Raw genomic sequence first — 24,894 nt, 5'->3', positions numbered from 1 at the left:
GCGCGGCTGGCAGGATTCGAACCCACGACCCCTTGGTTCGTAGCCAAGTACTCTATCCAACTGAGCTACAGCCGCACGCAGAAGCGAAATTATAGCAGGGTTGTATAAAAAGGGAAGCCTTATTCGCGAATTACGCGGCGCGACCTTGGCGGAGCGCCCTTCGTGTACCCTTGGAGCATCAGTCATCCACGTGTTGAATCTGCATCATGAACAAGGCGTTTGTCAAAGAGTCGGACGGTGACGACGACGATCTCGACCAGGCTCAACCCGCGATTCCCGCGGGCGCGAAGAACTACATCACGCCGGCCGGCCACAAGCGGCTGCGGGACGAGCTGCTGAACCTGATCGACGTCGAGCGCCCCGAGGTCGTGCGGCTCGTGTCGTGGGCCGCGTCGAATGGCGACCGGTCGGAGAACGGCGACTACATTTATGGCAAGCGGCGGCTTCGCGAGATCGATCGCCGCATCCGCTTCCTGACGAAGCGGCTCGATCTCGCCGAAGTCGTCGACGCGAGCCGTCAGGAGAATGTCGACCAGGTGTTCTTCGGCGCAACGGTCGATTACGAGACGCCGGACGGCGAGGACCACACGGTCACGATCGTCGGGATCGACGAGGTCGATCTCGACCGCGGCTGCGTCAGCTGGATTTCGCCGGTCGCGCGTGCGCTGATCAAGGCGAAGATCGGCGATACCGTTACGCTGATGACGCCGGCCGGCCCGCAGCCGATCGACATACTCGACGTTCGTTATCCGGCACCGGGTGCCTGATCGGCGGCCCACGTATTCCGGCAAAGAAAAAGCGCCCCGGCGGGGCGCTTCGTCATCCGGCGCGAAGCCGATGCGCCGGTCGCTCAGAAGCGATGGCGCAGGCCGGCCGTGACCGCGATCTGCTTGTTGGTCGACGATGCGGCACCGAGCCCGTTGATGTTGGCGCCGATCGGCAGGCCGTCCGCCAGCACCCGCTGGTATTCGCCCTGCAGGTACACGTCGGTGCGCTTCGACAGCGCATAGTCGGCCTGCAGGTTGAACTGGTGCCAGCTCGGCTTCTGGCCGTCGAGACGGCCGTCGGTGTACGTGTACGAGCCCGCGAGCGACAGCGCCGGCGTGAGCGCATAGCGGCCGTTCAGTTCGTAGTTGTTGAAGCGGGTGCCGCCCGCCAGCGGAATGCCGCCCGACACGCCGGATTGGCCCGCGCTGATGCCGGCCGAATTGGTCAGGCGCGTCTGCGTGAACACGAAGCCCGCGGTCGCCGGCCCGAACGTGTACTTGAGGCCCCCGCCCCAGGTGCGCTGGCGGCTGGCCGCGAAGGTCCAGTCGCCGGCGACCGCGCCCGGATCGGTTGCCGCGAGCGCCAGCGAATTGATGTTGTTGTTCAGCTGCATGTACGCGGCCGCGACGTTGAAGCCCATGAAGCTGTACGACGCGCCGACGCTGTACGCGCGGTTGTTCGAGAAGCTGGACGAATTCGAGAAGCCGTACAACGCGCCGAACTTCAGCCCGTTGTAGTTCGCGCTCTGGTACTTGACCGAGTTGTTGATCCGGAACGAGTTGTTCAGGTTGTCGTTGTCGAACGGATGCGCGAACTGGGTGCCGCCGTACTGCGTGCCGGTCAGCGACAGCGGCCCGAGATAGTCGACGACGCTGTCGTACTGGCGGCCAAGGGTCAGCGAGCCGTAGCTGTCGTGCGCGAGGCCGACGAACGCTTGCCGGCCGAATTCGCGGCCGTTCTGCTTCAGCGTGCCGTTGTTGATGCCGAAGCCGTTTTCCAACGTGAAGATTGCTTTCAGGCCGCCGCCGAGATCCTCGGTGCCGCGCAGACCCCAGCGGCTGCCGTTGATCGAGCCGCTCGTTTCCTGCCAGGCGCTGTGGCCGTGCTGGTTGTTCGTGTAGGTGATGCCCGCGTCGATCAAGCCGTATAGCGTAACGCTGCTTTGTGCGTGTGCTGCCGTAACGAATACACCCGACAACGCGGTGACGATCAGGGTTTTTTTCATGGATCTGTCTCCAAACAGGATGATGTCGATCGAACCTGCTGCAGAACCGGCATGTTTGCGTGACGCTTTGACCGGCCCGGCAGAGCGGCGGTGCGCGTTTCAGAAAGCCATTTCCAGTGTACGGAGTGCGCGGAGCGGAGGCGGGTTACGCTTTAAGCAATAGTGTATTTTGGAATCCGCAAAGATCGATGGGCATGTGGAAACGGTTACCCATCAAGGGTTTGCGGCAGTGCAGCGAAGGAAAATTGCGATCAGGACTACGTAACGAGCGTTGCGTGGTCGCGACAGACGATCAGCAGCAAGCGGTGGCAGCCGTGGCGCGATTATTGACGCTTCGGCAATAGAGGTTTGTGTGGAGCATGGCTAATGAAAGGTTGTTCTCTCGCTATACTGCGATCTCTGCTTTCCGAAGCAGACTTTTTCGTTGACGGAAAAGATCTCCAAACCTTTGTCGGCGCGACTTCCCAGTCGCGCTTTTTTTTTTGCCCGCTTTCCGTGTGCTATTGCGCGTACGAGCGCCGCTTCTTGCGCTTGCGCGTCGGCGCAGCTTCCTCGGTTTCGGTGTGCGGCGGCGTATAGGTCCAGTCTTCCATCACGTAGTGACGTGCGTCCAGCGGCGATGCGAGCAGGTTCTGCCAGTGATCGCCGTGCCACGTCGTATCGAACTCGGTGTCGCACGGCGCTTCGCGAGCAGACTCGGCCAGGGCGCGGGACTTGCGACGTACGCGTCCGAGCCGGCTCGCGAAGCGCTTGATTCCGTCCAGCCACATGACCTTCTCCTTCCTTACGGCGTTACATCAGCATCGCAACGTCCCGGGATTTCCGCAACCCGGAAAAAACCCGAGGATTTTACCGAGTCGATTTGTCCCCGGTAGGATTTTCGTGGTCGAAATTATTAATGATCCGATCCCGGTAATATTGACAGGTTTTTGATGCGAATCAATTAATCAAAGGCGATGGTGTACCGATTCCAATGGCATTAGCGCTTTTTTTATAAAGAGGTCGTCAAAAATTTTCTTGACGCACCCGGATTGTCCAATTTATAAAGTCAGCACACCGTCCTCGGGCGGCGTGCTGGTGCGGGTGCTGGCGCAATGTTTCGGGATTTCGGGAAACGGCTATAAAAATAGCTTTTTTGATCTAAACGAGTGGGGAACGAAGACATGGATACCGGTATCGTGAAATGGTTTAACGATGCTAAAGGCTTTGGCTTTATTACGTCGGACAATGGTGGTGAAGATTTGTTTGCGCACTTTTCCGAAATCCGGATGGACGGCTTCAAGACGCTGAAGGAAAACCAGCGTGTTTCATTCGACGTGAAAGTCGGGCCGAAAGGCAAGCAGGCAGCGAATATCCAGGCGGTCTGACGCGCCGCGCATTGCCGATCACGTCCGGCCCCCGCATGGCGGGGGCTTTTTTGTTTTCCGGGGGCGGATCGTTCCCGTCCATGCTGGCGGCGAACACGCGTGCCGGTGCATACTCACGGAAGCATCGTTTCCGTGTCTTTTCATGTCCGATTCCCGCCTGTCCGATCCCGCCAGCGAACAACCGCTCGTTTTCGTCGACCTTGAAACCACCGGCGGCTCGTCCGCCGAGCATCGCATCACCGAAATCGGCGTGGTCGAAATCGGCCCGCTCGGCGTGTCGACGTGGACGACGCTCGTCAATCCAGGCCAGTCGATTCCGCCGTTCATCCAGCAACTGACGGGCATTTCGGACGCGATGGTGCGCGACGCGCCGTCGTTCGCGTCGCTCGCGCCGGCGCTGTTCGAGCGGCTCGACGGCAAGCTGTTCGTTGCGCACAACGCGAGTTTCGACCGCGGTTTCCTGCGCGCCGAATTCGAGCGTGCCGGCTTCGCGTTCAATCCCGATGTGCTGTGTACGGTGCGGCTGTCACGCGCGCTGTTTCCGCGCGAATCGCGGCACGGGCTCGATGCGTTGATCGAACGGCATGGTCTCGTTCCGGCTGCGCGCCACCGGGCGCTCGCGGATGCCGATCTGCTCTGGCAGTTCTGGCGTCAACTGCACGACATCGTGCCGCTCGAGCGGCTGCGCGACCAGATCGCGCGTACGACGCGCCACTTCCGTCTGGCCGGCGATCTGACCGAAGCCTGGCTCGACACCGCGCCGGCCGGGTGCGGCGCATATGCGTTGTTCGGGGAGGGTGACGCAGCGCTGTATGTCGGTCGCAGCGTGCGCGTGCGGCAGCGGCTGCGTGCGCTGCTGACGGGCGAGCGGCGCTCTTCGAAGGAAATGCGGCTCGCGCAGCAGGTGCGGCGTGTCGAATGGCACGAGACTGGTAATGAACTGGGCGCGATGCTGGCCGAAGCGCAATGGATCGCCCGGCTGCGTCCGTCGTACAACCGGCGTCCGGCGGCCGATACGGCCCGTGCGGGCGGTGCGCCTTGGCCGTTCGAGGGCGCCGTTGCGTTCGAGGCGAACGGCGAGCGCCGCCTGTTTCATGTGATCGACGGCTGGCGTTACCTCGGTTCGGCCGAATCGCTCGATGCGGCCGCGCGGCTCGTGGCCGACGCGGCGGACGGCACGTTCGAACCCTTTACTCATCGCCTGCTGCAGACGCATCTCGCGCGTGGGCTTCAGCTGATTCCGCTGGCTGCGCTGACGCCCGCGGGTTGAGCCCAGCGGCGCAATCCGCGCCTGCGGTGCCTGCCTGCCGCGTCAGCCGATTGCGCTTGCGCCGCCGGCCGAACAGACATGCGACAGCGCAGTGTCGAGCGCCCGCGTCTGCGTCGAGTCGTAGCGTGTGAGCGTCTTCCAGTTCGCGATGCTGCGAGCAAGCCGCGCCTGGCAATCGGGCGCATCGCGCAGCGGCGCGACTTGCGCGAGACCCGCGAGCATTTTCTGCGTCAGCCGGTCGAGCGCGGGGCGCGTGCTGGTCGCGAGATCGGGCGGCGTGCCCTCGGGCGGCCGCGTCGCGCGCCAGGTCGCGAACAGTGCGTTCTGTACGTCCTTGCTCGCGGCGATCTGATCCTCGAAGAACGTCCGTGCGAACGCAGGATCGACGCCGGCCTGTGCCGCGCGCTTCTCGACCGAAGTGAGCAGTGCCGCTTCGCGTGGCTGGTCCTCGATCGCCTTGTGATTCGCCCATTTCCATCGCGCGACCGGTTCGGCGAGCGCGAGGCGCTGTGACGCGAGCGCGACGACGTTGGTGAGGGCGGTGTCATCGCCGTCTGCGCTGGCGATGCGCGGCGACGAAAAGAGGGCGACGCCGAGCGCGGCGACAGCGACGCTGGCACGAATGGCTTGCTTCATCGGAATGATCGGGAGAGCCGGGCGGGCCGGACGTGGAAAACCAGAAGAATAGACGAAGACAGTCGCGCGGCGTAGCGACGCGACAGAAGAATCAGCAGGCGAGCTGATCCGGCACCGTCAGGCTGTTGCGGCCCGGGTGCGACGCGAATTGCGCGCGATGCGCAGCGATGAACCGCACGATAGCGATGATCGACACGTGGCGGTTACAGAACCGAACAGGCGGTCACTTCGGCGAGTACAGCTTGTGCTGCTCGTCGAAGAATGCCCGGACGTGCTCGGGCAATTCGGCGAGGAATTCCACGCCGACGGGTTCCGGATCCGGGCTCATCACTTGCTCGGGCGGTGGCATGCGAGTTGGTCTTTCGTCCATGGTTGTTTCTCCAGCAGGTTCGATGATTATCAACCTCGTGCTTGGATTTGTGCCAGAGGCGAATCGTTAGATTTTGTCTCTGTTGTATTAACGGCACATGCGCTGCGATGCCGACTATTGCGTCCTGAGCGATCGGCAACGATCGGGCCGCTTGTTATACTTGCGCGCACTTTTTCCTGGACCGCGATGAAACGAACGACGCGATGGATCGGCCTTGTATGGCTGGCGCTGGTACTGAACGTACTGTCGCCCGTCATCGGCTATGCGCGTCTTGCGTCGAGCGGCTCCGGCGAGCTCACGCTCGAGTTGTGCAGTGCAGCGGGCGCCCGCCAGGTCGTGCTCGCGCAGTCGGGCGACGACCGCGACACATCGTCGTTCGATCATGCCGGCGTGCCGCATTGCGTGTACTGCCCGGGCTTCGCGGCGAACGTCGCACTCGGCGCGAGCCTGCCCGCAATGCCGGGCTTCGTACGGACGTTCGCCTACCGCGCGGCTGCCCCGGCCGTTCCCGATTTCCCCCGCAAGGGCATTCGTCTCGCGCAGCCGCGCGCCCCGCCTGAAAACGCCCCGATCTGATTGATGTCGTTCGCGCGCCCCGGTGGCGCGCGTGCCGCCCGCGGCCGGGCCCGCGCGCCGCGCCGTTCGTGCGCGGCGCGTCCGCTCGTGTCCGGCGGCGTCCGATCACGTTTTCAGGAATTCACTCATGTCGTCTAACTTCGCCGCGCGGTCGTCGCGTGGCCGGCTCGCGCTCGCGTGCGCGGCCGCTTTCGCGTGGCCAGCCGCCCACGCGGCCTCGCCGGATGATGCACGCAACGATCCGGCCCGCAGCGGTATCGATCGATCCGTCGGAGCCGCGCCGGCCTCTGCTGTCGCAGCCGCGTCGGCTGCCACGGCCGGCGATACGCTGACCGCCGTCAGCGTGACCGCGCAGCGGCAACCCGTCGATCCGGACACGCCGGCCGTCGTCGAGTCGATCACGCGCGAGCAGATCGATACGCATACCAACGTCACCACCGAGGACGCGCTGAAGTACGCACCGAACCTGATGGTTCGCAAGCGCTATATCGGTGACCGCAACAGCGTGTTCGCGGGCCGCGACTTCAACGAACTGCAGAGCGCGCGCGGGCTCGTCTACGCCGACGGCGTGCTGTTGTCGAACCTGCTTGGCTCGAGCTATGCGTATCCGCCGCGCTGGTCGCTGATTCCGCCTGACGACATCGCGCGCGTCGACGTGCTTTATGGCCCTTTTTCCGCACTGTATCCCGGCAACTCGATCGGCTCGACCGTGCTGCTCGCGACGCGCCGCCCGGAAAAACTCGAGGCGTCGCTGTCGACGCAGTTCTTTACGCAGCGCTACCACGACGGCTACGGGTTCGCGGACAGCTTCGGCGGCAATCACCAGACCGCGCGGGTTGCGAACCGCGTCGGCCGGTTCTGGTTCGCGCTGTCGCTCGACCGGCTGGAGAACAACGGGCAGCCGATGCAGTACGCGAGCCCCAATCCGGCCTACAACCCGAAGCTGGGCGCTGCCGTCCCCGTGACCGGCGCCGCGACCGATATCGGGCCCAACGGCAAGCCGCGGACGATCGTCGGCGCGCAGACGATCGAGCGGACCGAGCAGCTCAACGAGACGGTCCGGATGGGCTACGCGTTCACCGACCATGTCGACGCGACGCTCACGCTCGGGCATTGGGAGAACCATTACCGGCAGCACGGCGAGAGCTTCCTGCGCGATGTGGCCGGCAAGCCGGTCTACGGCGGCAACGTGTCGATCGGCGGCCGGAACATGACCATCGCGCCGAATGCGTTCGCGCCGCAGCGCGGCGACCAGGAGAACTGGCTGTATGCGCTCGGCCTGAACGGCCGGCTCGATTCCGGCTGGCGGCTGTCGGGCGTCGTGTCCGCGTACGACGTGTCGCGCGACGTGCTGCGCGCGGCGTCGACCGTGCAGGGCGGCGCGGGCACGCTGTTCCAGGGCGACGGCACGGGCTGGCGCACGCTCGACCTGAAGGCCGAGGCGCCGGAAGTGAAGGGCCACACGTTCACGTTCGGCTATCACTACGACAATTACTTCCTGCGCAACGTCACGTACAACACGGCCGATTGGCTGGCCGGGCCGACCACGTCGCTGTCGAGCGTCTATCGCGGCGATACGCGCACGCAGGCGCTGTTCGGGCAGGATGCGTGGCGCTTCGCGCCGGGCTGGCTCGCAACGCTGGGTTTGCGCTACGAGCGCTGGGATGCGTACGGCGGCGCGCTCGGCAACGCAACCGGCACGCTCGGCTATGCGGACCGCGGCGCGAATGCGCTGTCGCCGAAAGTCGCGCTGCAATGGGACGCGACGGAGGTCTGGCGCTTCCGGCTGTCGTTCGCGACCGGCACGCGATTCCCGACGGTCGGCGAGCTGTTCCAGGGCACGATCTCGAACAACGCGATCGTCAACAACAACCCGAGCCTGCGGCCGGAAAAGGCGATCGACTGGGATTTCACGGCCGAACGCGACGTGGGCGTCGGCGTCGTGCGCGCCAGCGTGTTCCAGAGCGACCTGCGCGATTCGATCTACAGCCAGACCACCGTGTCGGGCGCGTCGACCGTCACCAATATCTCGAACGTCGACCGCGTGCGCGTGCGCGGCGTCGAACTCGCGTTCGGCGGCGAGAACGTCGGGTTGAAGGGGCTCGCGATCGACGCGAACGTATCGGCGAGCAACGCGCAGATCCTTGCCGATGCCGCGAATCCCGCGTATGTCGGCTCGCGTTTTCCGCGTATTCCGCGCATGCGCGCGAACCTGCTCGCGTCGTATCGCTTCGACGAGCACTGGCTCGCGAGCGTCGGCGTGCGCTATTCGGGCCGCCAGTTCAACACGCTCGACAACAGCGACGTGAATCCGGACGTCTACGGCGGCACGAGCTCGTTCACGGTCGTCGACCTGAAGGCGCGCTACCGTTTCGACCGTCACTGGACCGCGTCGGTCGGCATCGACAACCTGACGGACCGCCGCTACTACGTGTTCCATCCGTATCCGGGCCGCACTTTCTATGGAGAACTGAAATGGTCGCTGTGAAATCGTTCGCGGCCGGCGGTGCGCTGGGGGTCGCGGCGCTCGATGCGGGATGGAGAGGGGAAATGCCGCGCACCGTGTGGATCGGGCGCGATGGCGTACGCGAAGCGCGCAGCGGATTGCTGACGGCCGACGCGCTCGACGACTGGTCGCGGCGCGTGAGGTGCTGAACGAGCCGGTGGCGCGCGGCGAACGGGCCGCGCGCTGGCCTGATGCGAAAACGCGCCCGAAGGCGCGTGGAGAGAAGCGTCAGGCCGCTCGCTTGAATAGCCGGATCACGAACAGCAGGATCACCGCGCCGATGACCGCGACGATCACCGAGCCGATGAAGCCGCTGCCGATGCTGATGCCGAGGAGCCCGGCGAGCCAGCCGCCGATCACCGCGCCGACGATCCCGACGATGATGTCGACGATCAGCCCGAAGCCGCCGCCCTTGACGAGCACGCCGGCAAGCCAGCCGGCGATCGCGCCGATGATGAGCCACATAATCAAGCCATGAGTCATGGTGGTCCTCTCCTTGTGATGTGTCGAAATGACCGGACTTCGGCTGTCGCGCCGCAAGCTGGGTGAAGGCGGCGTTGCGACTCGCCGCGCCGCCCACGCAATGTAACGCGATAGGCGGGTCAGAATCGTTAAGTAATGTTATGCACCCTCAAGCGGATTTTCCAGGGAATTCGTCTGCCTACGGCGCGGTTCGTGCGCGGACGATGCATGGCGCAATGAATCCGTAAGAAACGGTCGTCGATAAAGTCCGTCAGTCAGGAACCGTGCCTTTCGTGCGTCGATGCTTGCATGCCCGCATCGGGCAATCCGTCGCCTGCGACGGCGATCAGCCGCGCGACGGTCGCGGTGTCGCCGATCGCCTCGATCGACGGCAGTGCGAAACGGGCGGGAAAGAATGATGCGTCGGCTTTGCCGATACGGGGCATCGTGCGGAACACGTCGGTATAGAGCGTGTCGCGTTCGGCGTCGGTCATCATGCGGTATCCTAAGGATTGGTCGATGCGTGCGGACGGAGCGCGCGTTCGAGCGCGGCGGCCACGTCGTCGGTGCGAGCGTGACGAGTGCGAACGGCATCCGCGCATCGTGCAGGCGTCGTTCGAGATCGGCCAGCGCCCGGATCGGACACGCCATCGAGCGTGAAGCAGAACGCGGTGAAGCGGCGTGACGAGATCGGCCAGGTGACCGCGCCGAGTGTGGTTGCCGTGTTGCGGGGAGAGGGCGGAGTGGTCCGGCGACTGCAATCGCCGGAGCGCGACGCGTGAGATGCCGCGCAAGCGGACGTGGCGCGGAGAGAAGGCGGGCCGCGCGATTTCGGCGCCGGAAAAGAGAAAAGGTCTGACAAGCGATGCTTGTCAGACCTTTATGTCTTGGTGCCGGAGATAGGAGTCGAACCTACGACCTTCGCATTACGAATGCGCTGCTCTACCAACTGAGCTACACCGGCAGCAGAGAAATGAAATTATATGGTCAAATCCGAGACCTTGGCAATAGGTTTTGCGAATTTTTTTCAGCTTGCTACTGCTGCTGCTTCGCGAAACCATCGATCCGGCGGACTTCCCGCTTTCACTTCACTGCAATGCGGCCGGTCAGGGCCACATCGCGAGGCGCGATTGTACTTGCGTCGCGCATCTCCGTCCAGTGCTGCAGTGCAAATTATTCGGCTTCGTCGTGATAGCCGGTGACGCGCTCGACTTCGTTCTTCGACCCGAGGAACACGGGCACGCGCTGGTGCAGGCCCGTCGGCTGGACTTCCATGATGCGCTGCGTGCCGGTCGTCGCGGCGCCGCCTGCCTGTTCGACGATGAACGACATCGGATTCGCTTCGTACATCAGGCGCAGCTTGCCCGGGCGATCGGGCGTGCGCTTGTCGGCCGGGTACATGAAGATGCCGCCGCGGTTCAGGATCCGGTGCACGTCGGCGACCATCGATGCGATCCAGCGCATGTTGAAGTTGTCGCCGCGCGGGCCGTCCTTGCCGGCGTTCAGCTCGTCGACATAGCGCTTGACCGGGTCGTACCAGTGGCGCGCGTTCGATGCGTTGATCGCGTATTCGCGCGTGTCGGCCGGGATCTGCATGTTGCTCTGCGTGAGCACCCACGAGCCGACTTCTCGGTCGAGCGTGAAGCAGTTCACGCCGTTGCCGGTCGTCAGCACGAACACCGTTTGCGGACCGTAGACGGCGTAGCCGGCCGCGACCTGCTGCGTGCCGGGCTGCAGGAACGATTCCTCGGTGGCCAGCTTGCCGTCCGGGCAGCGCAACACCGAGAAGATCGTGCCGATCGACACGTTCACGTCGATGTTCGACGAGCCGTCGAGCGGATCGAACACGAGCAGGTATTCGCCGCGCGGGTAGTTCGCGGGGATCGGGAAGAACGTTTCCATTTCTTCCGACGCCATCGCGGCGAGGTTGCCGCCCCATTCGTTCGCGTCGAGCAGGATCTCGTTCGACAGGATGTCGAGCTTCTTCTGCACTTCGCCCTGGACGTTCTCGCTGCCGGCGGTACCGAGCGCTTCGCCGAGCGCGCCCTTCGACACGTTGTAGCTGATCGCCTTGCACGCGCGGGCGACGACTTCGATCAGCAGGCGCAGGTCGGCGGGGAGGTTGTTGGTCTCACGTTGCTGTTCGATCAGGAACTTCGACAGCGTGGTGCGGCGGGCAATGGACATGACAGACTCCGAAAGGCCAAAGAATCCTTGAATTGCCGCAATTTTACCCGTCGCGCCTCGCGTGCCGCCGGCTTTTTTCGTCCGGTTACAAGGCCGGGCGGCCGGATCGGCCCGGTTTCCGGCGTCGGCGACGGGCGGAGCGCACATCGCCGCGGCGGCAAACCGCGCGGTCAGACCCCGCGATTCCGCTCGGTTCCAGCCGCACTCGCGCAATGAAAAAGCCGGCGCCGCGTTACGCGGCACCGGCTTTATCGCGCGGGCGCGATGCGGTCACTTGCGTCAGGCGAGCGCCTTCTCGACGATCTCGCGCACGTCGCGCGATTTCGCGCCGGCGGCAACCTGCTCGAGCGCTGAGCGCATCCGGTCGCGCAGCGCGGGCGTGAAGCGACGCCACAGTTCGAGCGAGCGCGCGAGGCGCGCCGCGACCTGCGGGTTGATCGCGTCGAGCGCGAGCACCTGTTCGGCCCAGAACGCGTAACCCGAGCCGTCCGCCGCATGGAATTGCGCGGGGTTGGCCGCGCAGAAGCTGAAAATCAGCGAGCGTGCGCGGTTCGGATTCTTCAGGTTGAACGCGGGGTGCGCGAGCAGCTTGCGAACCTTCGCGAGCGTCGGCTGCGCGGGTGTGCCGCGTTGCGCCGCCTGCATCGCGAACCACTTGTCGATCACGAGCGCTTCCTTCTCGAAGCGACGGTAGAAATCGTCGAGCGCATGCTCGGCCGGCTCGTCCGCACCCGCGGCCGCGGCGGACAGCAGCGCGCCGAGCGCGGCCGCGCGATCGGTCATGTTGTTCGCCGCGTCGTACTGGGCCGTGGCGAGGCGCACGGCATCGGCCGGATCGTCGAGTTCGGCGAGATACGCTAGCGCGAGGTTCTTCAGCGCGCGGCGGCCCGAGGCTTCCGGCGTCGGCTCGTAGGCGCCGGGCGTCTGGTGCTGCTCGTACGCGGCGAGCCAGTCGGCGCGCAGCGCGGTCGCGAGCTGGCGGCGCACGAACTGGCGCGCACGATGCACGGCGGCCGGATCGGCCTCGGCCATCTGGTCGGCGAGATAGGTTTCCGACGGCAGCGTCAGCGCGAGTTCGCGGAACGCCGGCGACAGGCTTTCATCGGTCAGCACGCGGCGGAACGCGGCGACGAAGTTCTCGCCGAGCGTGAGCGGCTCGTTCGCGGCAGCGCGCGACGCGAGCGTCAGCAGCGCGCGCGTCGCGAGGCGCTGGCCGGCCTCCCAGCGGTTGAACGGGTCGCTGTCGTGCGCGAGCAGGAACGCGAGATCGTCGTCGCTGTAGTCGTACTCGACGATCACCGGCGACGAGAAGTTGCGCAGCAGCGACGGCAGCGGCGCTTCCGGCACGTCGACGAACGTGAAGGTCTGCTCGGTTTCAGTGAAATCGAGCACGCGCGTCGTGCCCGATGCGGCGGCTTCGCCGTCGAGGCGCAGCGGCAGGTCGCGCCCGTCGCGGCCGATCAGGCCGATCGCGAACGGAATCAGGAGCGGCCCCTGCTGCGTTTCGCGCGCGGCCGGCGACGCGTCGCCGTAGCCCTGCGCGAGCGTGACCGTATGGCGGCGCGCGGCCGCATCGTACGCGGTGCGCACCGACACGCGCGGCGTGCCGGCCTGGCTGTACCAGCGCTCGAACTGCGCGAGGTCGCGCCCGTTCGCGTCGGCCATCGCGTGACGGAAGTCGTCGCAGGTCACCGCATGGCCGTCGTGGCGCTTGAAGTAGAGATCCATCCCCTTGCGGAAGCCGTCGCGGCCGAACAGCGTCTGGTACATCCGCACGACTTCCGAGCCTTTCTCGTAGACGGTCATCGTGTAGAAGTTGTTGATCTCGACGTAGCTCTCCGGGCGCACCGGGTGCGCCATCGGGCCCGCGTCCTCGGCGAACTGCAGCTGGCGCAGCACGCGCACGTCCTCGATGCGCTTGACCGCGCGGGCCGCCGAGTCGACGTCGTCGCCCGCGGCCATGTCGGCCGAGAATTCCTGGTCGCGGAATACCGTCAGGCCTTCCTTCAGGCTCAGCTGGAACCAGTCGCGGCAGGTCACGCGGTTGCCCGTCCAGTTGTGGAAGTACTCGTGGCCGACCACCGATTCGATGTTCGCGAAGTCGGTGTCGGTCGCGGTCTCGGGGTTCGCCAGCACGTACTTCGTGTTGAAGATGTTGAGCCCCTTGTTTTCCATTGCGCCCATGTTGAAGTCGCCGACCGCGACGATCATGAAGCGATCGAGATCGAGCTCGAGGCCGAAGCGCCTTTCGTCCCAGCGGATCGAGTGGATCAGCGAATCCATCGCGTGACGCGTCTTGTCGAGATCGGCCGGCTCGACCCACACCTGCAGCAGTTTTTCCTTGCCCGAGCCGGTCGTGATCTTTTCCTCGATCGCGACGAGCTTGCCCGCGACGAGCGCGAACAGGTAGCTGGGCTTGCGGAACGGGTCTTCCCATTTCGCGAAGTGGCGGCCGTCGGGCAGATCGCCCGAATCGACGAGGTTGCCGTTCGACAGCAGCACCGGGTACGCGGCCTTGTCGGCGCGCAGCGTGACCGTGTACGAGGCCATCACGTCGGGGCGGTCGAGGAAGTAGGTGATGCGGCGAAAGCCCTCGGCTTCGCATTGCGTGAAGAAGTTGCCGCTCGACACATACAGGCCCGACAACGTCGTATTCTGGTCGGGCGCGCATGCGCTTTCGAGCGTCAGCTCGAATGCGTCGGGGACGTTCTCGACGGTCAGCCCGTGCTCGTGCGCGCGCACGGCGCCAAACGGCGCACCATCCAGCCGTGCGTCGAGGAATTCGAGCGCTTCGCCCATCAACTCCAGGTGCGGCGCGGGCGCGGCGTCCGGATTGCGGCGCACGCGCATCGTATTCCTGACGATCGTGCGAGCCGGCGCGAGATCGAATTCGAGCGCGACGGAATCGATGAGGAAGGCCGGCGGCGTGTAGTCGGCGCGGCGGATCACGGTGGAGGAGGCGTTGTCGGACATGGTCGTCGAGATCGGTGGAGTGGGGGACGGGCCCGCGGCACGGGCCGGGCGAACCGGGCCATTGTACAAAGGCTTGCGGCTGCGTGCCGCGCGAACTTTTTACCGGTTCCGGCAGTCCGCGTATTATCGGCATCCCGTCCGGTTCGCGCGGTGCGACGAACGGGTGACGGATCGACGAGGATCAACATGAAACGCGAATGGATTTTTCGCGGTGCGGGCTGGGCGGCGGCGCTGTGCGTGGCGCTGCTGACGGGCTGCACCAGCTACGTGACGACCCAGGTCACGGCCTTCTCCGACTGGAGCGGCAGCGACGCGACACGCACCTATGCGTTTACGCGCACCGAGGCGCAGAAGAACAGCATCGAGCAATCGACCTACGAGCCGATCGTCGCGAGCGAGCTGTCCGCGTATGCGTTCCGGCAGGTGCCGCAGGCGCAGGCGCGGTATCTCGTCGGGCTGACCTATGCGGTCGGCAGCGATCTCGTGACGGTGCCGCAACCCGTCTACTACGATCCCTGGTTCGTCGGGCCGGGGCCGTACTGGCGGCGCGGGCCGTGGGGCCCGTGGGGGCCCTGGGGGCCGATGCCGGCCGGCTACGTCGCGCAGACGTACCAGGTGTTCGACTACACGCTCGGCATCCGCATCACCGAGCGCGCGACGGGCAAGGAGGTCTACAACGTGTCCGCGCGCACGACCGGCGACAACGGTACGCTGCTGTACGCGATGCCGTTCCTTGCGCGCAGCGCGCTCGCCGATTTCCCGCTGTCGAACGGCGCGGTCCGCTCGGTCCGGCTGCCGGTCGACAAGCGCGGCGGCCCGGCGGCGCCGGCCGCCAACGAGCGTGCGGTGCCGGCTGCGCCGGCTTCGGGCGCGGCGGTCGCGAAGTAGCGCTGCGTCAGCAACGGCGCGGCCCGCCCGGCCGCGCCGGCCACTTCCGTGCGTCAGACCCCGACGCCCAGCAGCGCCAGCGCGCCGAGCACGACGAACAGCACGGCCGCGATCCCGTGCACGAGCTTCGTCGGCAGGCGGTGCGCGAAGCGGTCGCCGAGCAGGATCGCCGGCACGTTCGCGAGCATCATCCCGAACGTCGTGCCGGCCACGACGCCGATGTAGTCCTGGAAACGCGCGGCCAGCGCGACGGTCGCGATCTGCGTCTTGTCGCCCATTTCCGCGAGGAAGAACGCGACGAGGGTCGCGCCGAACACGCCGAGCCGCGAACGGTTGGCATTGGCTTCGTCGGCGTCGAGCTTGTCCGGCACGAGGATCCACAACCCCATCGCGATGAACGAGAACGCAAGCGCCCAGCGCATGATCGACGGCGTGACGAGCGCGCCGAGCCATTCGCCGAGCGCGCCGGCGAAACCGTGGTTCACGAGCGTCGCGACGAGCACGCCGAGGATGATCGGCACCGGCTTGCGATAGCGCGCGGCCAGCACGAGGGAAAGCAGTTGGGTCTTGTCGCCGATTTCAGCGAGGGCGACGGCGCCGGTGGAAATCAGGAAGGCTTGGGACACGTATGGGGTTCCGCGGGCCGATGTTGTGCGTGCGAGCGACGATCCACGGCGCGCCGGGCCCTGATGCGGCGCACTGTGAACCATCGGTCTCGCCAGGCCTAGGTGGCTGCGTCCGCCATGGCCGAACGGCCAAGTCTGTTGACGGACGCCTCCGTCACGATGCGCGCCGGGGGCGCGAGGCATCGAGCGGAGCGGCTACTCCCCAATGAGCGGCGAATTCTAGCACGGTGTGTCGCGCGCGGGAATGCGGCCGGGTAGGGTTGCGAGGCGCACTGGGACACGATCGGCGCGTGGCGCCTTCGGCTACCCGGCATGCGCGGTGGTGGATGCGTCGCCGCGCATGCCGGGACGGAAGCCCGGCGGGCAGTTACGCTGCGGCCGCGCGGCGGGCCGCGCCGCGTTCGTGGACGAGCTTGCCCGCCGCATAGGTGCGGTACACCGCGCGGTCGTCGCCGAGCAGCGCCAATGCGAACAGCAGCTCCTCGAGCGAATCCGCGCGCTTCGTGCGGCGCGCGAGCAGCGGCGTGGCCTGCGGATCGAGCACGACGAAGTCGGCCTCGGTGCGCGGCGCGAGCGTGCCGACCGTGTCGGCAAGGTCGAGCGCCTGCGCGGCGCCGGCCGTCGCGAGCCAGAACATCCGCGTCGCGCTCAGGTGGTGGCCCGACAGCCGCGCGACCTTGTGCGCTTCGTTCATCGTTTGCAGCATCGAGAACGACGTGCCGCCGCCGACGTCGGTGGCGAGCGTGACGGGCACGTCGTATTCGCCGGCCTTGTCGAAATCGAACAGCCCGCTGCCGAGGAAGAAGTTCGACGTCGGGCAGTGTGCCACGACGGTGCGCGTCTCGGCCATCCGGCGGCGGTCCTCGTCGTCGAGGTGGATGCAGTGGCCGTACACCGCGCGCGGCCGCAGCAGCCCGTAGCGATCGTAGATGTCGAGATAGCTGCGATGGCCGGGGAACAGCTCGGCCACCCATTTCACCTCGTCGACGTTTTCCGCGACGTGGCTCTGCACGAACACGTCCGGATGGCGGCGCGCGAGTTCGCCGCACGCTTCGAGCTGCGCCTCGGTCGACGTCGGCGCGAAGCGCGGCGTGAGCGCGTACATCTGGCGGCCCTTGCCGTGCCAGCGGTCGATCAGCTCGGCGCTGTCGTCGTAACCCGATTGCGCGGTGTCGCGCAGGAATTCGGGGCAGTTGCGGTCCATCAGCACCTTGCCCGCGATCATCCGCAGGTCGCTCGCGTCGCTCGCCGCGAACAGCGCGTCGGCCGACTGCTTGTGCACCGTGCAGTAGACGAGCGCGCTCGTCGTGCCGCAGGCAAGCAGTTCGTCGACGAAGAAGTCGGCGACTTCGCGCGCATGCTCGGGGTCGCCGAACTGGCGCTCGGTCGGGAACGTGTACTTGTCGAGCCACGGCAGCAGGCCCGGCGCCGGCGACGCGATCATGTCCGTCTGCGGATAGTGGATGTGCGTGTCGATGAAGCCGGGCACGATCAGCTTGTCGCGCAGGTCATGGACGATCGCGTCGCGCGCGAGCGTCGAGGCGAGCTGCGCATACGGGCCGGCCGCGACAACCTTGCCGTCGTCGACGATCAGGAGGCCGTCGGTCTCGTAGTTCGCGGCCTGGCTCGATTTAGCCGGGTCGCCGTTGAAGGTCAGCAGTTGGGAACGAAAAGCGGTTTGCGTCATGACGAATGGTCCTGCATCAAGGTAAGGCGAACAGAAGAAAGCGATCGACGCCGCGCGGGCGACGGCATGGACGGCGCCGCCCGCGCGGCTGCTGGGCGGCGCTTCGCGAGTCGCCGTGACACACTGCGTGCGGGGCGTCCGGATGCGATTGCGCAGGCGTTCGTGGCGGCCGCGGCCGCCAGCGCGTGATTGCCCGCGAATCTCGCAGCGTTGGCGATCGCGGCCGATGCGGCGGCGAACGGGACGGCAAGCCGCGATCGCACGCGCCGGCGGGCGGCGACGGACTGCGTCGCCGCCACGCGGGCAGCGAACGCGGTGAACGCGCTCGCGCCGGGCGCATGCATGCGTTCGGCTCGACGCCGGGCCGGACCGCGAGTCGCGAAGCGGATGCCGTTACCGTGTTTCATCTGTCCAGCGCACCTCGATGCGGGCCGTCACGCGGCCAGCCAGTACGCGTCGAGGCGCGCGATCAGTGCGTCGCGCTGCGCCGGGTCGATGAACGACGCCTCGAAGCCGTTGCGGATCACCGCATGGACTTCGGCATCGGTGAGGCGCAGCCCTTCGGCCGTCGCGAAGTAGTTTTCGTTGACGTAGCCGCCGAAATAGGCCGGATCGTCGGAGTTGATCGTCACCGCGACGCCGCGGTCGAGCAGCGCCTTCAGCGTGTGCTTCGCCATGTCGTCGAACACGCACAGCTTCAGGTTCGACAGCGGGCAGACGGTGAGCGCCGTGCGCGTGCGCGCGAGGCGTTCGACGAGCGCCGCGTCCTCGATGCTGCGCACGCCGTGGTCGATCCGGTCGACCTTCAGCACATCGAGCGCTTCGTAGATGTACGCCGGCGGGCCTTCCTCGCCCGCGTGCGCGACGAGCTTCAGCCCGAGCGCGCGCGCCTTGTCGAACACGCGCGCGAACTTCGTCGGCGGATGGCCGAGCTCGGACGAGTCGAGACCCACGCCGATCAGGCGATGGCGATAGCGCTCGAACAGCGGCAATGCGGATTCGAACGTCGCGAGCGCGTCCTCTTCGGACAGGTGGCGCAGGAAGCACAGAATCAGCTTGCTCGACAGCCCGCGCTGCTCGGCATCGGCGAGTGCGCGCTCGATGCCCGCGACGACCGTCTCGATCGGCACGCCGCGTTCGGTGTGCGTCTGCGGGTCGAAGAACAGCTCGGTGTGAACGACGTTGTCGGCGAGCGCGCGTTCGCAATACGCGGCCGTCATGTCGTGGAAATCCTGCTCGGTCAGCAGCACGCTCGCGCCTGCGTAATAGATGTCGAGGAACGACTGCAGGTCGGTGAACGCGTACGCGGCGCGCAGCGCGTCGATCGAGTCGTACGCGAGCTTCACGCCGTTGCGCTGCGCGAGCGCGAAAATCAGTTCGGGCTCGAGCGAGCCTTCGATATGGATGTGCAGCTCCGCTTTCGGCGCACGGGCAATCTTGTCCTTGAATGTCGGGGTCATGGCGTCGTTCTTGGTCGGTCAGTATGTGGGGGAAGCCTGCACGTTCGTGTTCGCCTCGACGGCCTGCAGCAACTGCGCGGCCACCGAGATCGCGATCACTTCGGGTGCCTTGTCGATGATGCCTTCGACACCGATCGGGCAGTGCATCCGCGCGACCTGGGCCGGGTCGATGCCGATGGCCGCGAGGCGATGATCGAACTGCACGCGCTTCGCGTGCGAGCCGGTCATCCCGAAGTACGCATAGTCGCCGCGTCGCAGGATGCGCTCGGCCAGCACGAAATCGAGTGCGTGGTCGTGCGTCATCACGACGAAGTAGGACTGCGGCGGCGCCGTGTCGACGGCGTCCGCCGGGGCAGCGGCCGCTTCGATCGCGAGATTGCCGATGCCGGCGAGCACGTCGGCCGGCGGGAACACCGCATCGGGCCCGTCGATCCAGCGCACGTGGCACGGCAGCGTCGCCAGCACCTTCACGAGCGCGGTGCCGATGTGCCCGGCGCCGAACAGCACGACGGGGAACGCATACGGCGCGATCGTTTCGGTCATCAGCGCCACGCCGCCGGTTTCCCACAGCAGGCAGTCGGCACGCGCGGCTTCCGATTCGGGCTCGCTCAGCAGCGGCGCGCCCGGCGAGGGGCCGAATGATACGCTACGCACGGTCGCGGCGCCGGCCGCGACGCGCTTCGCGAGCGACATGATCCAGCCGAGATCGCCGACGTCGAGCCGCTCGAACGCGAGCACGACCGCACCGCCGCAGCACTGGCCGAGGCTCGGGCCGAGCGCGAGCCGTTCGAGCCTGCGCGCGTGCGGCACGTGCGCGCCATCCTTCAGCAGATGCCGCGCGATCTCGATCGCTTTCCATTCCAGATGACCGCCGCCGATCGTATGGCGGGCCGTGTCGCGCGTGACGAGCATCTTGGTGCCGGCTTCGCGCGGCGCGGAGCCGTCGGTGTGCGCGACCGTCACGAGCACGGCCGCTTCGCCGTGCGCGAGCAGTTGCTGCAGATCGCCGAGCCAGGCTTCCATCAGCATGCTCCGTTCGGGACGACGCAGCACGACACGCGGCGCGGGCTGGCGGGCGCGGCGGCAGCGAGGACGGACGGGAGCGGGGCAGGCCGGCCGCACGGCCGATGCAGTGCGGCGGCGCGCCGAACGCGCGTGCGGGCGGTGCCGCCGGACACGCGGACGCCATGAGGGTGACGGATGCGGATGGTTTGCGTTGTCATGATGAATCCAGTCGACATTGCGGATCGGGCGCGCGTTACGCAGGGGGCGGTGAGACCGCCTGGCCTCGCGCACGTAGATCGCCATCCAGTCAGGAAGATAGCACCGCAACGCGACGGGAACATTGCCGGGCGGTGATCCGGGCTATCAGGAGGCGATGATGTCGATCATAGGCCCGCCGCGCGGTATCGGGGCGCAGGTGCGTGCACATCGGGCCGAAACGCAGGCGTGACGGGGCGCGGATGCGGCAGTCGCGCGACGCGCGTTCGCCCGGAAATCCGGGCAGCGGCGGGGTAGGGGTTTACGTGTGGCTGGCCGGATGCGGCTTGCGAAGGCGTCCGGCACGACCGGGCGACGACGGACCGGCGGCTGCGCGGCCCGACTGAGCGGGCCGCGCGCGCAGGGCGTCGCCAAAGCGGCCGGCCGGTCAGGCCGCGAGCTTGCGGCGATGACGCCAGAGGCTTGCGACGACCGCAATCAGGATCGCGGCGAAGCCGATCAGCGCCCAGCCGGGCAGCAGGATGCCGAGGATCGGCGGGTAGACGGTCTCGCACAGCCCGGCGACCTTGAACATGCCGGGGAACCACTGCGCGGGCGGCAGACTGTCGACGATCGGCTGCAGCGTGTCGAAGCCGCAGCTGAAGCCCGGATTCATCTGGATCGACAGGTGCCGAGCGGCGGTGCCGACGCCGCCGGCCGCGGCGATCGCGATCAGCAGCTCGAGCACCCAGATGCCGCGCCAGTGGCGGATCCCGGCGGCCAGGAACGCGAAGATCCCGATCGCGGCGAAGAAGTAGCGCTGGATGATGCACAGCGGGCACGGATCTTCGTTCTTCACGTACTGCAGGTACAGCGCACCGGCCAGCAGGGCGATGCACACCCATCCGAGCAGCATCAGCAGGCGGCGTTCGCGGCGTAGCGCAAGCGTGTAGTCGTTCATGTCGGCGGGGTTCCTCGTGGGTCGGTCCGGAAAACAATCGCGCGATTTTAGCGCGAACGGTCTGGCACGAAACTGACAACGCGCGTGCGGCACCCTGCCGCACCGCGCGCATCGCCCGCCGTCGATCGGCTGGCGCGGTCAGCGGATCGTGTTCAGCACGGCTTCGACCGCTTGGCCGATCGCGAGCAGCGCGTCGTCGCGATGCGGCGCCGCCGCGAGCATCAGGCCGACCGGCGCCGCGTCGCGCGGATGGCACGGCAGCGACAGCGCGCACGCGTCGAGGAAGTTGAACGCGCTCGGGTTGCGCAGGATCAGCGCATTGGTGCGAGTGAACGCGGCGTCGTCCGCTTCGAGTTCCGCGATGCGCGGCGGCACGACCGGCACCGTCGGCGCGACGAGCGCATCGAAGCGCGACCAGACCGTGTGCGCGGCTTCGTCGAGCATCGCGGCGCGCGCGGCGAGCAGGTCGAGATAGTCGGCCGCGCTCGCGGGTTCGCCCTTCAGGATCCGCGTCAGCACGCGCGGGTCGTACTGGTCGCGGTGCCGCGCGAGCAGCGGGCGATGCCATGCGTACGCCTCGATCGGCGAGAAACCGAAGCGGTTGATGTCGGGCAGCCGGTCGAGCGCGGAGAAGCGCACTTCCGTGACGATCGCGCCGGCGGCTTCGAGATGCTTGAGCGCGGCGTCGAGCGCGGCCGCGACGTCGGCATCGACGCCGTCCGTCACGTAGTTCGTCAGCACGCCGAGCCGCACGCCTTCGAGCGGCCGTGCGGCCGGCACGTGCGGTTCGAGGCCCGCGAGCATCCGGTCGACGAGCGCGCAGCACGCGACCGTCAGGCCGATCGGGCCGAACGAGTCGAGCGTCGTCGACAGCGGCACGCCGCCTTGCGTCGGGATCCGGCTCGCGGTCGGCTTGAAGCCCGTCAGCCCGCACAGGGCGGCCGGAATGCGGATCGAGCCGCCCGTGTCGGTGCCGAGCGCGACGGCGGCCATTCCGTCGGCGACGGACGCGGCCGCGCCCGACGACGAGCCGCCGGAAATCCGGGCGTCGTCCGGCACGTCGCGGTGGTACGGCGAGCGCGGATTGCCGAAGTGCGGATTCAGCCCGAGCCCGGAGAACGCGAACTCGCTCATGTTGGTGCGGCCGACCAGCACGGCGCCCGCGCGCTTGAGCCGCGCGACGGCGACCGCATCGGTGCGCGCAGCCGGCGCGCCGTCGAGCACGCGCGAGCCCGCGCGCGTCACCTGGCCTGCGACGTCGAACAGGTCCTTCACCGACACGGGAATGCCCGCGAGCGGCGACAGCACGGTGCCCGCGGCGCGCAGCCGGTCGTGCGCGTCGGCGGCCGCGCGCGCGTTGTCGGCATCGACTTCGGTGAAGACGACGGCACCCTGGCCCGACGGATCGGCGATCCGGTCGAGCGCGGCGTCGACGAGCGCGCGGCTCGTGGTTCGGCCGGCGGCGAGGTCGGCGGCGAGCTGGGCGAGCGGGGGGAAGGGCGTGAACGTGGTCATGGGCGGCTCAGGGGCGAAGATGTTGAAGAAGCGTGGAGCGGAACGAATCGATATGGCGTTCGACGGCCGCGCGCGCGCCGGCGGCGTCGCGCGCGGACAGCCGTTCGAACAGTTCGCGATGCTCGTGCTGGACGTCGGCGAGATGGTGAGGTTCGGACAGCGTGACGAACCAGAAGCGCAGCGAGCGCTCGTGCAGCGCGCGCAGGATTTCGGCGAGGACCGCATTGCGCGCGGCCGCGGCGATCGCCTGATGAAACGCGCGATCGAGTTCCATCATGCCTTCGACGTCGTGCGTGTCGACGCAGGCCTGCCCGTCGTCGAGCTGCGCGGCCATGCGCGCGAGATCGTCGGGCGTCGCATGGCGCGCGGCGAGTTCGGCGCAGTGCGCTTCGTTGATACGCCGCACGTCGATTACCGCGACGATGTCGTCGAGCGACAGCGGTTGCACCATCAGCCCCTTGCGCGGCATCACGGACAGCAGCCCTTCGAGCACGAGCCGGTGCACGGCCTGGTGCACAGGCGTGCGGCCGATCCCCGTGCGCGCGACCAGATCGGCCTCGTTGAGCGCGGCGCCCGGCTTCAGGCGCATCGTGATGATGTCGCGCTGGATCAGCGCGTAGGCGCGGTCGGCGAGACTGATCGCCGACGCGGCGGGCCGGTCGCGGATGACGTCGGTCAGGGCATTCATGCGGGTTGCGGCGCGGCGGCCGGACGGGGCGCGATCATGGCGCGGGCGATCGGGAAGCATGGACAATCCGTGGATATTATTGTGATATATCACTGGTGTCCAGTTCACGCGGCGACGCGGGGCGTCGCCGGCACGCGAACGCGGGCGCTCCCCGGCACGGCCTGCCACCGACTTGCAACAATGTCGACAGGATGTTGCAGGTTTACCGCGCGATCGTGCACTGAAGCATAATGAATCCTCGTTTATCCATACGCGTGAGCGACGTACCAGACCATCGTCATGAGCGAAAACACGCTTTCCCCGGCCGGTCTGCCCGGCACCTCTTCCGCTTCTTCCGATTCTCCCCGTCCCGATCCGGCGAAAACGCCCGATGCGCCGGCAGCGCAGGCTGCCGCGCAAAACGTCGCCGTGGACGGCGCGTCGCCCGTTACGGCCGCATCCGAGCCGGGTGCGGCGGGTGCCGCGGGCGACGGCGCCGCCGCGCCGCCGAAGCCCGGCTCGCCGCCGCCCGGGTTCGGCGCGCCGCCCGATTTCGATACACCGCGGCCGCCGCCCGCGAGCGCGCAGAATGCGCCGCCGGCCTACCTGAAGCAGAGCGACACGCCGTGGTCGGTGTTCGGCCGGATCATCGCGGCGCGCGCGCGCCGGCTGTTCGACCGCGCGGGCCAGCGCATCACGCAGCGCACGCTGCGCATCGGCGTGTCGGCGCGGATCTTCCATCCGGAACCGGGCGCGAAGGGGCTGCGTGGCAAGACGCTGCAGTATCTCGAGGAATCGATCGCACACTGGGTGATGTCGCGCGACGTGCTCGTGTTCATGATTCCGACCGTCGGCCACCAGGGCATGATTCATCCGAGCAATATCCGCCTGCGCGACTACGCGAAGCATCTCGACGGCCTGCTGCTGCAAGGCGGCGCCGACGTGTCGCCGCAAACCTACGCGGCGTCGGACGCCCGCCCCGAATGGCCGGGCGACCGCGTGCGCGACATGTACGAACTCGAGCTGCTGCACGAGTTCGTCGAATCCGGCAAACCCGTGCTCGGTGTCTGTCGCGGCTGCCAGTTGATCAACGTCGCGTTTGGCGGCTCGCTGTACCAGGACATCGCCACCGATGTGCCGACCGCGAATGCGCACGTGAGCGAGCATTACGACCAGCATCGCCACGCCATCCGCTTCCCCGACTCGTCGACGCTCGCGAGCATGTTCCCCGGGCGCAGCGAAGCGATCGTCAACTCGATCCACCACCAGGCGATCCGCGATCTCGGCCGCGATCTGAACATCGAGGCGGTGTCGGCCGGCGACGGGATCATCGAGGGCATCCGCCATCGGCGTTCGCCGTTCGTCGTCGGCGTGCAATGGCACCCCGAGTTCCATCGCGCGGGCGGCTCGGAGCTGCTCGACTGCACGCCGCTGCTCGATGCGTTCCTGCGCGCGGCGCGCGAAACCCGTCTGTAGCAAGCCGCATTCTTCGTGTCGCACGCAGGCCGGCCGCATCCCGATAAATTCGAGATGCGGCCGTTTTGTTTTGA

The 24,894-nt window shown here is 67.1% G+C and carries 22 protein-coding genes, 2 tRNA genes, 1 pseudogene and 1 riboswitch; of the genes and pseudogenes, 8 read left to right on the top strand and 17 right to left on the bottom strand.

Annotated elements, in window-relative coordinates; translation table 11 throughout:
- Position 1 precedes the first annotated feature (1 nt).
- A tRNA-Arg gene (locus AC3WLY_RS18215) sits at positions 2-75 on the bottom strand.
- A 131-nt stretch (positions 76-206) separates the two neighbouring features.
- On the opposite strand from AC3WLY_RS18215, the gene greB reads away from it, so the two are divergent.
- On the top strand, positions 207-767 hold the full coding sequence (gene greB, locus AC3WLY_RS18210; protein WP_072436094.1) for a transcription elongation factor GreB: 561 nt from the start codon (positions 207-209) through the stop codon (positions 765-767).
- Positions 768-850: 83 nt separating this feature from the next.
- On the opposite strand, the gene AC3WLY_RS18205 is transcribed toward greB, so the two are convergent.
- Together AC3WLY_RS18205 and AC3WLY_RS18200 are read right to left on the bottom strand one after the other, a co-directional pair.
- The gene (locus AC3WLY_RS18205; protein ID WP_175963680.1) at positions 851-1,993 is read right to left on the bottom strand and encodes a porin; all 1,143 of its coding nucleotides are present in this window, start codon (positions 1,991-1,993) and stop codon (positions 851-853) included.
- A gap of 500 nt (positions 1,994-2,493) precedes the next feature.
- A complete protein-coding gene (locus AC3WLY_RS18200) occupies positions 2,494-2,763 on the bottom strand; it encodes a hypothetical protein (protein ID WP_175963681.1) in 270 nt (89 codons plus the stop codon).
- Positions 2,764-3,156: 393 nt separating this feature from the next.
- Here AC3WLY_RS18200 and AC3WLY_RS18195 point away from each other — a divergent pair, with 393 nt between their 5' ends.
- A complete protein-coding gene (locus AC3WLY_RS18195) occupies positions 3,157-3,360 on the top strand; it encodes a cold-shock protein (RefSeq protein WP_006476615.1) in 204 nt (67 codons plus the stop codon).
- A 142-nt stretch (positions 3,361-3,502) separates the two neighbouring features.
- Positions 3,503-4,630: an exonuclease domain-containing protein gene (locus tag AC3WLY_RS18190; protein ID WP_425131243.1), complete on the top strand. Its 1,128-nt coding sequence runs from the start codon at positions 3,503-3,505 to the stop codon at positions 4,628-4,630.
- 42 nt (positions 4,631-4,672) lie between these two features.
- Here AC3WLY_RS18190 and AC3WLY_RS18185 read toward each other — a convergent pair whose 3' ends face one another.
- Both AC3WLY_RS18185 and AC3WLY_RS18180 read right to left on the bottom strand, forming a co-directional pair.
- Positions 4,673-5,266, bottom strand: a complete 594-nt coding sequence (locus AC3WLY_RS18185; protein ID WP_072436090.1) for a chorismate mutase — start codon at positions 5,264-5,266, stop codon at positions 4,673-4,675.
- A 223-nt stretch (positions 5,267-5,489) separates the two neighbouring features.
- Positions 5,490-5,594 (bottom strand): chorismate mutase, encoded by a 105-nt coding sequence (locus AC3WLY_RS18180; protein ID WP_162484450.1) that lies wholly within the window; start codon positions 5,592-5,594, stop codon positions 5,490-5,492.
- 228 nt (positions 5,595-5,822) lie between these two features.
- Between AC3WLY_RS18180 and AC3WLY_RS18175 the strand changes: the two genes are divergently transcribed.
- The 3 genes and pseudogenes from AC3WLY_RS18175 to AC3WLY_RS18165 form a co-directional block, all read left to right on the top strand.
- On the top strand, positions 5,823-6,212 hold the full coding sequence (locus tag AC3WLY_RS18175; RefSeq protein ID WP_072436089.1) for a DUF2946 domain-containing protein: 390 nt from the start codon (positions 5,823-5,825) through the stop codon (positions 6,210-6,212).
- Between the two features lie 127 nt (positions 6,213-6,339).
- Complete coding sequence (locus tag AC3WLY_RS18170; RefSeq protein ID WP_492309627.1) at positions 6,340-8,700, top strand: TonB-dependent receptor; 2,361 nt, start codon at positions 6,340-6,342, stop codon at positions 8,698-8,700.
- A 32-nt stretch (positions 8,701-8,732) separates the two neighbouring features.
- Positions 8,733-8,867 (top strand): annotated as a pseudogene (locus AC3WLY_RS18165) (TlpA family protein disulfide reductase); the annotation flags it as partial.
- Between the two features lie 79 nt (positions 8,868-8,946).
- On the opposite strand, the gene AC3WLY_RS18160 reads toward AC3WLY_RS18165, so the two are convergent.
- From AC3WLY_RS18160 to pepN, 5 genes are all read right to left on the bottom strand, one after another.
- On the bottom strand, positions 8,947-9,201 hold the full coding sequence (locus AC3WLY_RS18160; RefSeq protein WP_034182994.1) for a GlsB/YeaQ/YmgE family stress response membrane protein: 255 nt from the start codon (positions 9,199-9,201) through the stop codon (positions 8,947-8,949).
- A 254-nt stretch (positions 9,202-9,455) separates the two neighbouring features.
- Positions 9,456-9,677, bottom strand: coding sequence for a hypothetical protein (locus AC3WLY_RS18155; protein WP_175963684.1), 222 nt, complete (start codon positions 9,675-9,677; stop codon positions 9,456-9,458).
- A gap of 391 nt (positions 9,678-10,068) precedes the next feature.
- Positions 10,069-10,144: transfer RNA gene (locus AC3WLY_RS18150), tRNA-Thr, on the bottom strand.
- Positions 10,145-10,353: 209 nt separating this feature from the next.
- The gene (locus AC3WLY_RS18145) at positions 10,354-11,367 is read right to left on the bottom strand and encodes a class 1 fructose-bisphosphatase (protein ID WP_072436087.1); all 1,014 of its coding nucleotides are present in this window, start codon (positions 11,365-11,367) and stop codon (positions 10,354-10,356) included.
- Between the two features lie 279 nt (positions 11,368-11,646).
- A complete protein-coding gene (gene pepN / locus AC3WLY_RS18140) occupies positions 11,647-14,340 on the bottom strand; it encodes an aminopeptidase N (protein WP_492309626.1) in 2,694 nt (897 codons plus the stop codon).
- A 186-nt stretch (positions 14,341-14,526) separates the two neighbouring features.
- Here pepN and AC3WLY_RS18135 point away from each other — a divergent pair, with 186 nt between their 5' ends.
- A complete protein-coding gene (locus AC3WLY_RS18135; RefSeq protein ID WP_175963687.1) occupies positions 14,527-15,228 on the top strand; it encodes a DUF4136 domain-containing protein in 702 nt (233 codons plus the stop codon).
- 53 nt (positions 15,229-15,281) lie between these two features.
- Here AC3WLY_RS18135 and AC3WLY_RS18130 read toward each other — a convergent pair whose 3' ends face one another.
- The 7 genes from AC3WLY_RS18130 to AC3WLY_RS18100 all read right to left on the bottom strand — a co-directional run bounded on the left by AC3WLY_RS18130 (position 15,282) and on the right by AC3WLY_RS18100 (position 23,365).
- Positions 15,282-15,854, bottom strand: coding sequence for a TMEM165/GDT1 family protein (locus AC3WLY_RS18130; protein WP_021163944.1), 573 nt, complete (start codon positions 15,852-15,854; stop codon positions 15,282-15,284).
- 78 nt (positions 15,855-15,932) lie between these two features.
- Positions 15,933-16,070, bottom strand: a riboswitch (yybP-ykoY riboswitch).
- Positions 16,071-16,221: 151 nt separating this feature from the next.
- A complete protein-coding gene (gene guaD / locus AC3WLY_RS18125; protein ID WP_492309625.1) occupies positions 16,222-17,541 on the bottom strand; it encodes a guanine deaminase in 1,320 nt (439 codons plus the stop codon).
- A 434-nt stretch (positions 17,542-17,975) separates the two neighbouring features.
- Complete coding sequence (locus AC3WLY_RS18120; protein ID WP_492309624.1) at positions 17,976-19,001, bottom strand: adenosine deaminase; 1,026 nt, start codon at positions 18,999-19,001, stop codon at positions 17,976-17,978.
- Positions 19,002-19,019: 18 nt separating this feature from the next.
- Positions 19,020-20,024, bottom strand: coding sequence for a xanthine dehydrogenase accessory protein XdhC (gene xdhC / locus AC3WLY_RS18115; RefSeq protein ID WP_175963691.1), 1,005 nt, complete (start codon positions 20,022-20,024; stop codon positions 19,020-19,022).
- A 625-nt stretch (positions 20,025-20,649) separates the two neighbouring features.
- Positions 20,650-21,162, bottom strand: a complete 513-nt coding sequence (locus AC3WLY_RS18110) for a disulfide bond formation protein B (RefSeq protein ID WP_175963692.1) — start codon at positions 21,160-21,162, stop codon at positions 20,650-20,652.
- A 138-nt stretch (positions 21,163-21,300) separates the two neighbouring features.
- Positions 21,301-22,677 (bottom strand): amidase, encoded by a 1,377-nt coding sequence (locus AC3WLY_RS18105; RefSeq protein WP_175963693.1) that lies wholly within the window; start codon positions 22,675-22,677, stop codon positions 21,301-21,303.
- A 7-nt stretch (positions 22,678-22,684) separates the two neighbouring features.
- Positions 22,685-23,365 carry a GntR family transcriptional regulator gene (locus AC3WLY_RS18100; protein ID WP_175963694.1) on the bottom strand — a complete coding sequence of 227 codons (681 nt, stop codon included), beginning with the start codon at positions 23,363-23,365 and terminating at the stop codon, positions 22,685-22,687.
- Positions 23,366-23,644: 279 nt separating this feature from the next.
- Between AC3WLY_RS18100 and AC3WLY_RS18095 the strand changes: the two genes are divergently transcribed.
- Positions 23,645-24,820 (top strand): gamma-glutamyl-gamma-aminobutyrate hydrolase family protein, encoded by a 1,176-nt coding sequence (locus AC3WLY_RS18095; RefSeq protein WP_204425978.1) that lies wholly within the window; start codon positions 23,645-23,647, stop codon positions 24,818-24,820.
- Positions 24,821-24,894: the final 74 nt, after the last annotated feature.

It is taken from the genome of Burkholderia sp. FW306-1C-G01B (assembly GCF_058781685.1).
This window is presented reverse-complemented; position numbering and strand designations above follow the sequence as displayed.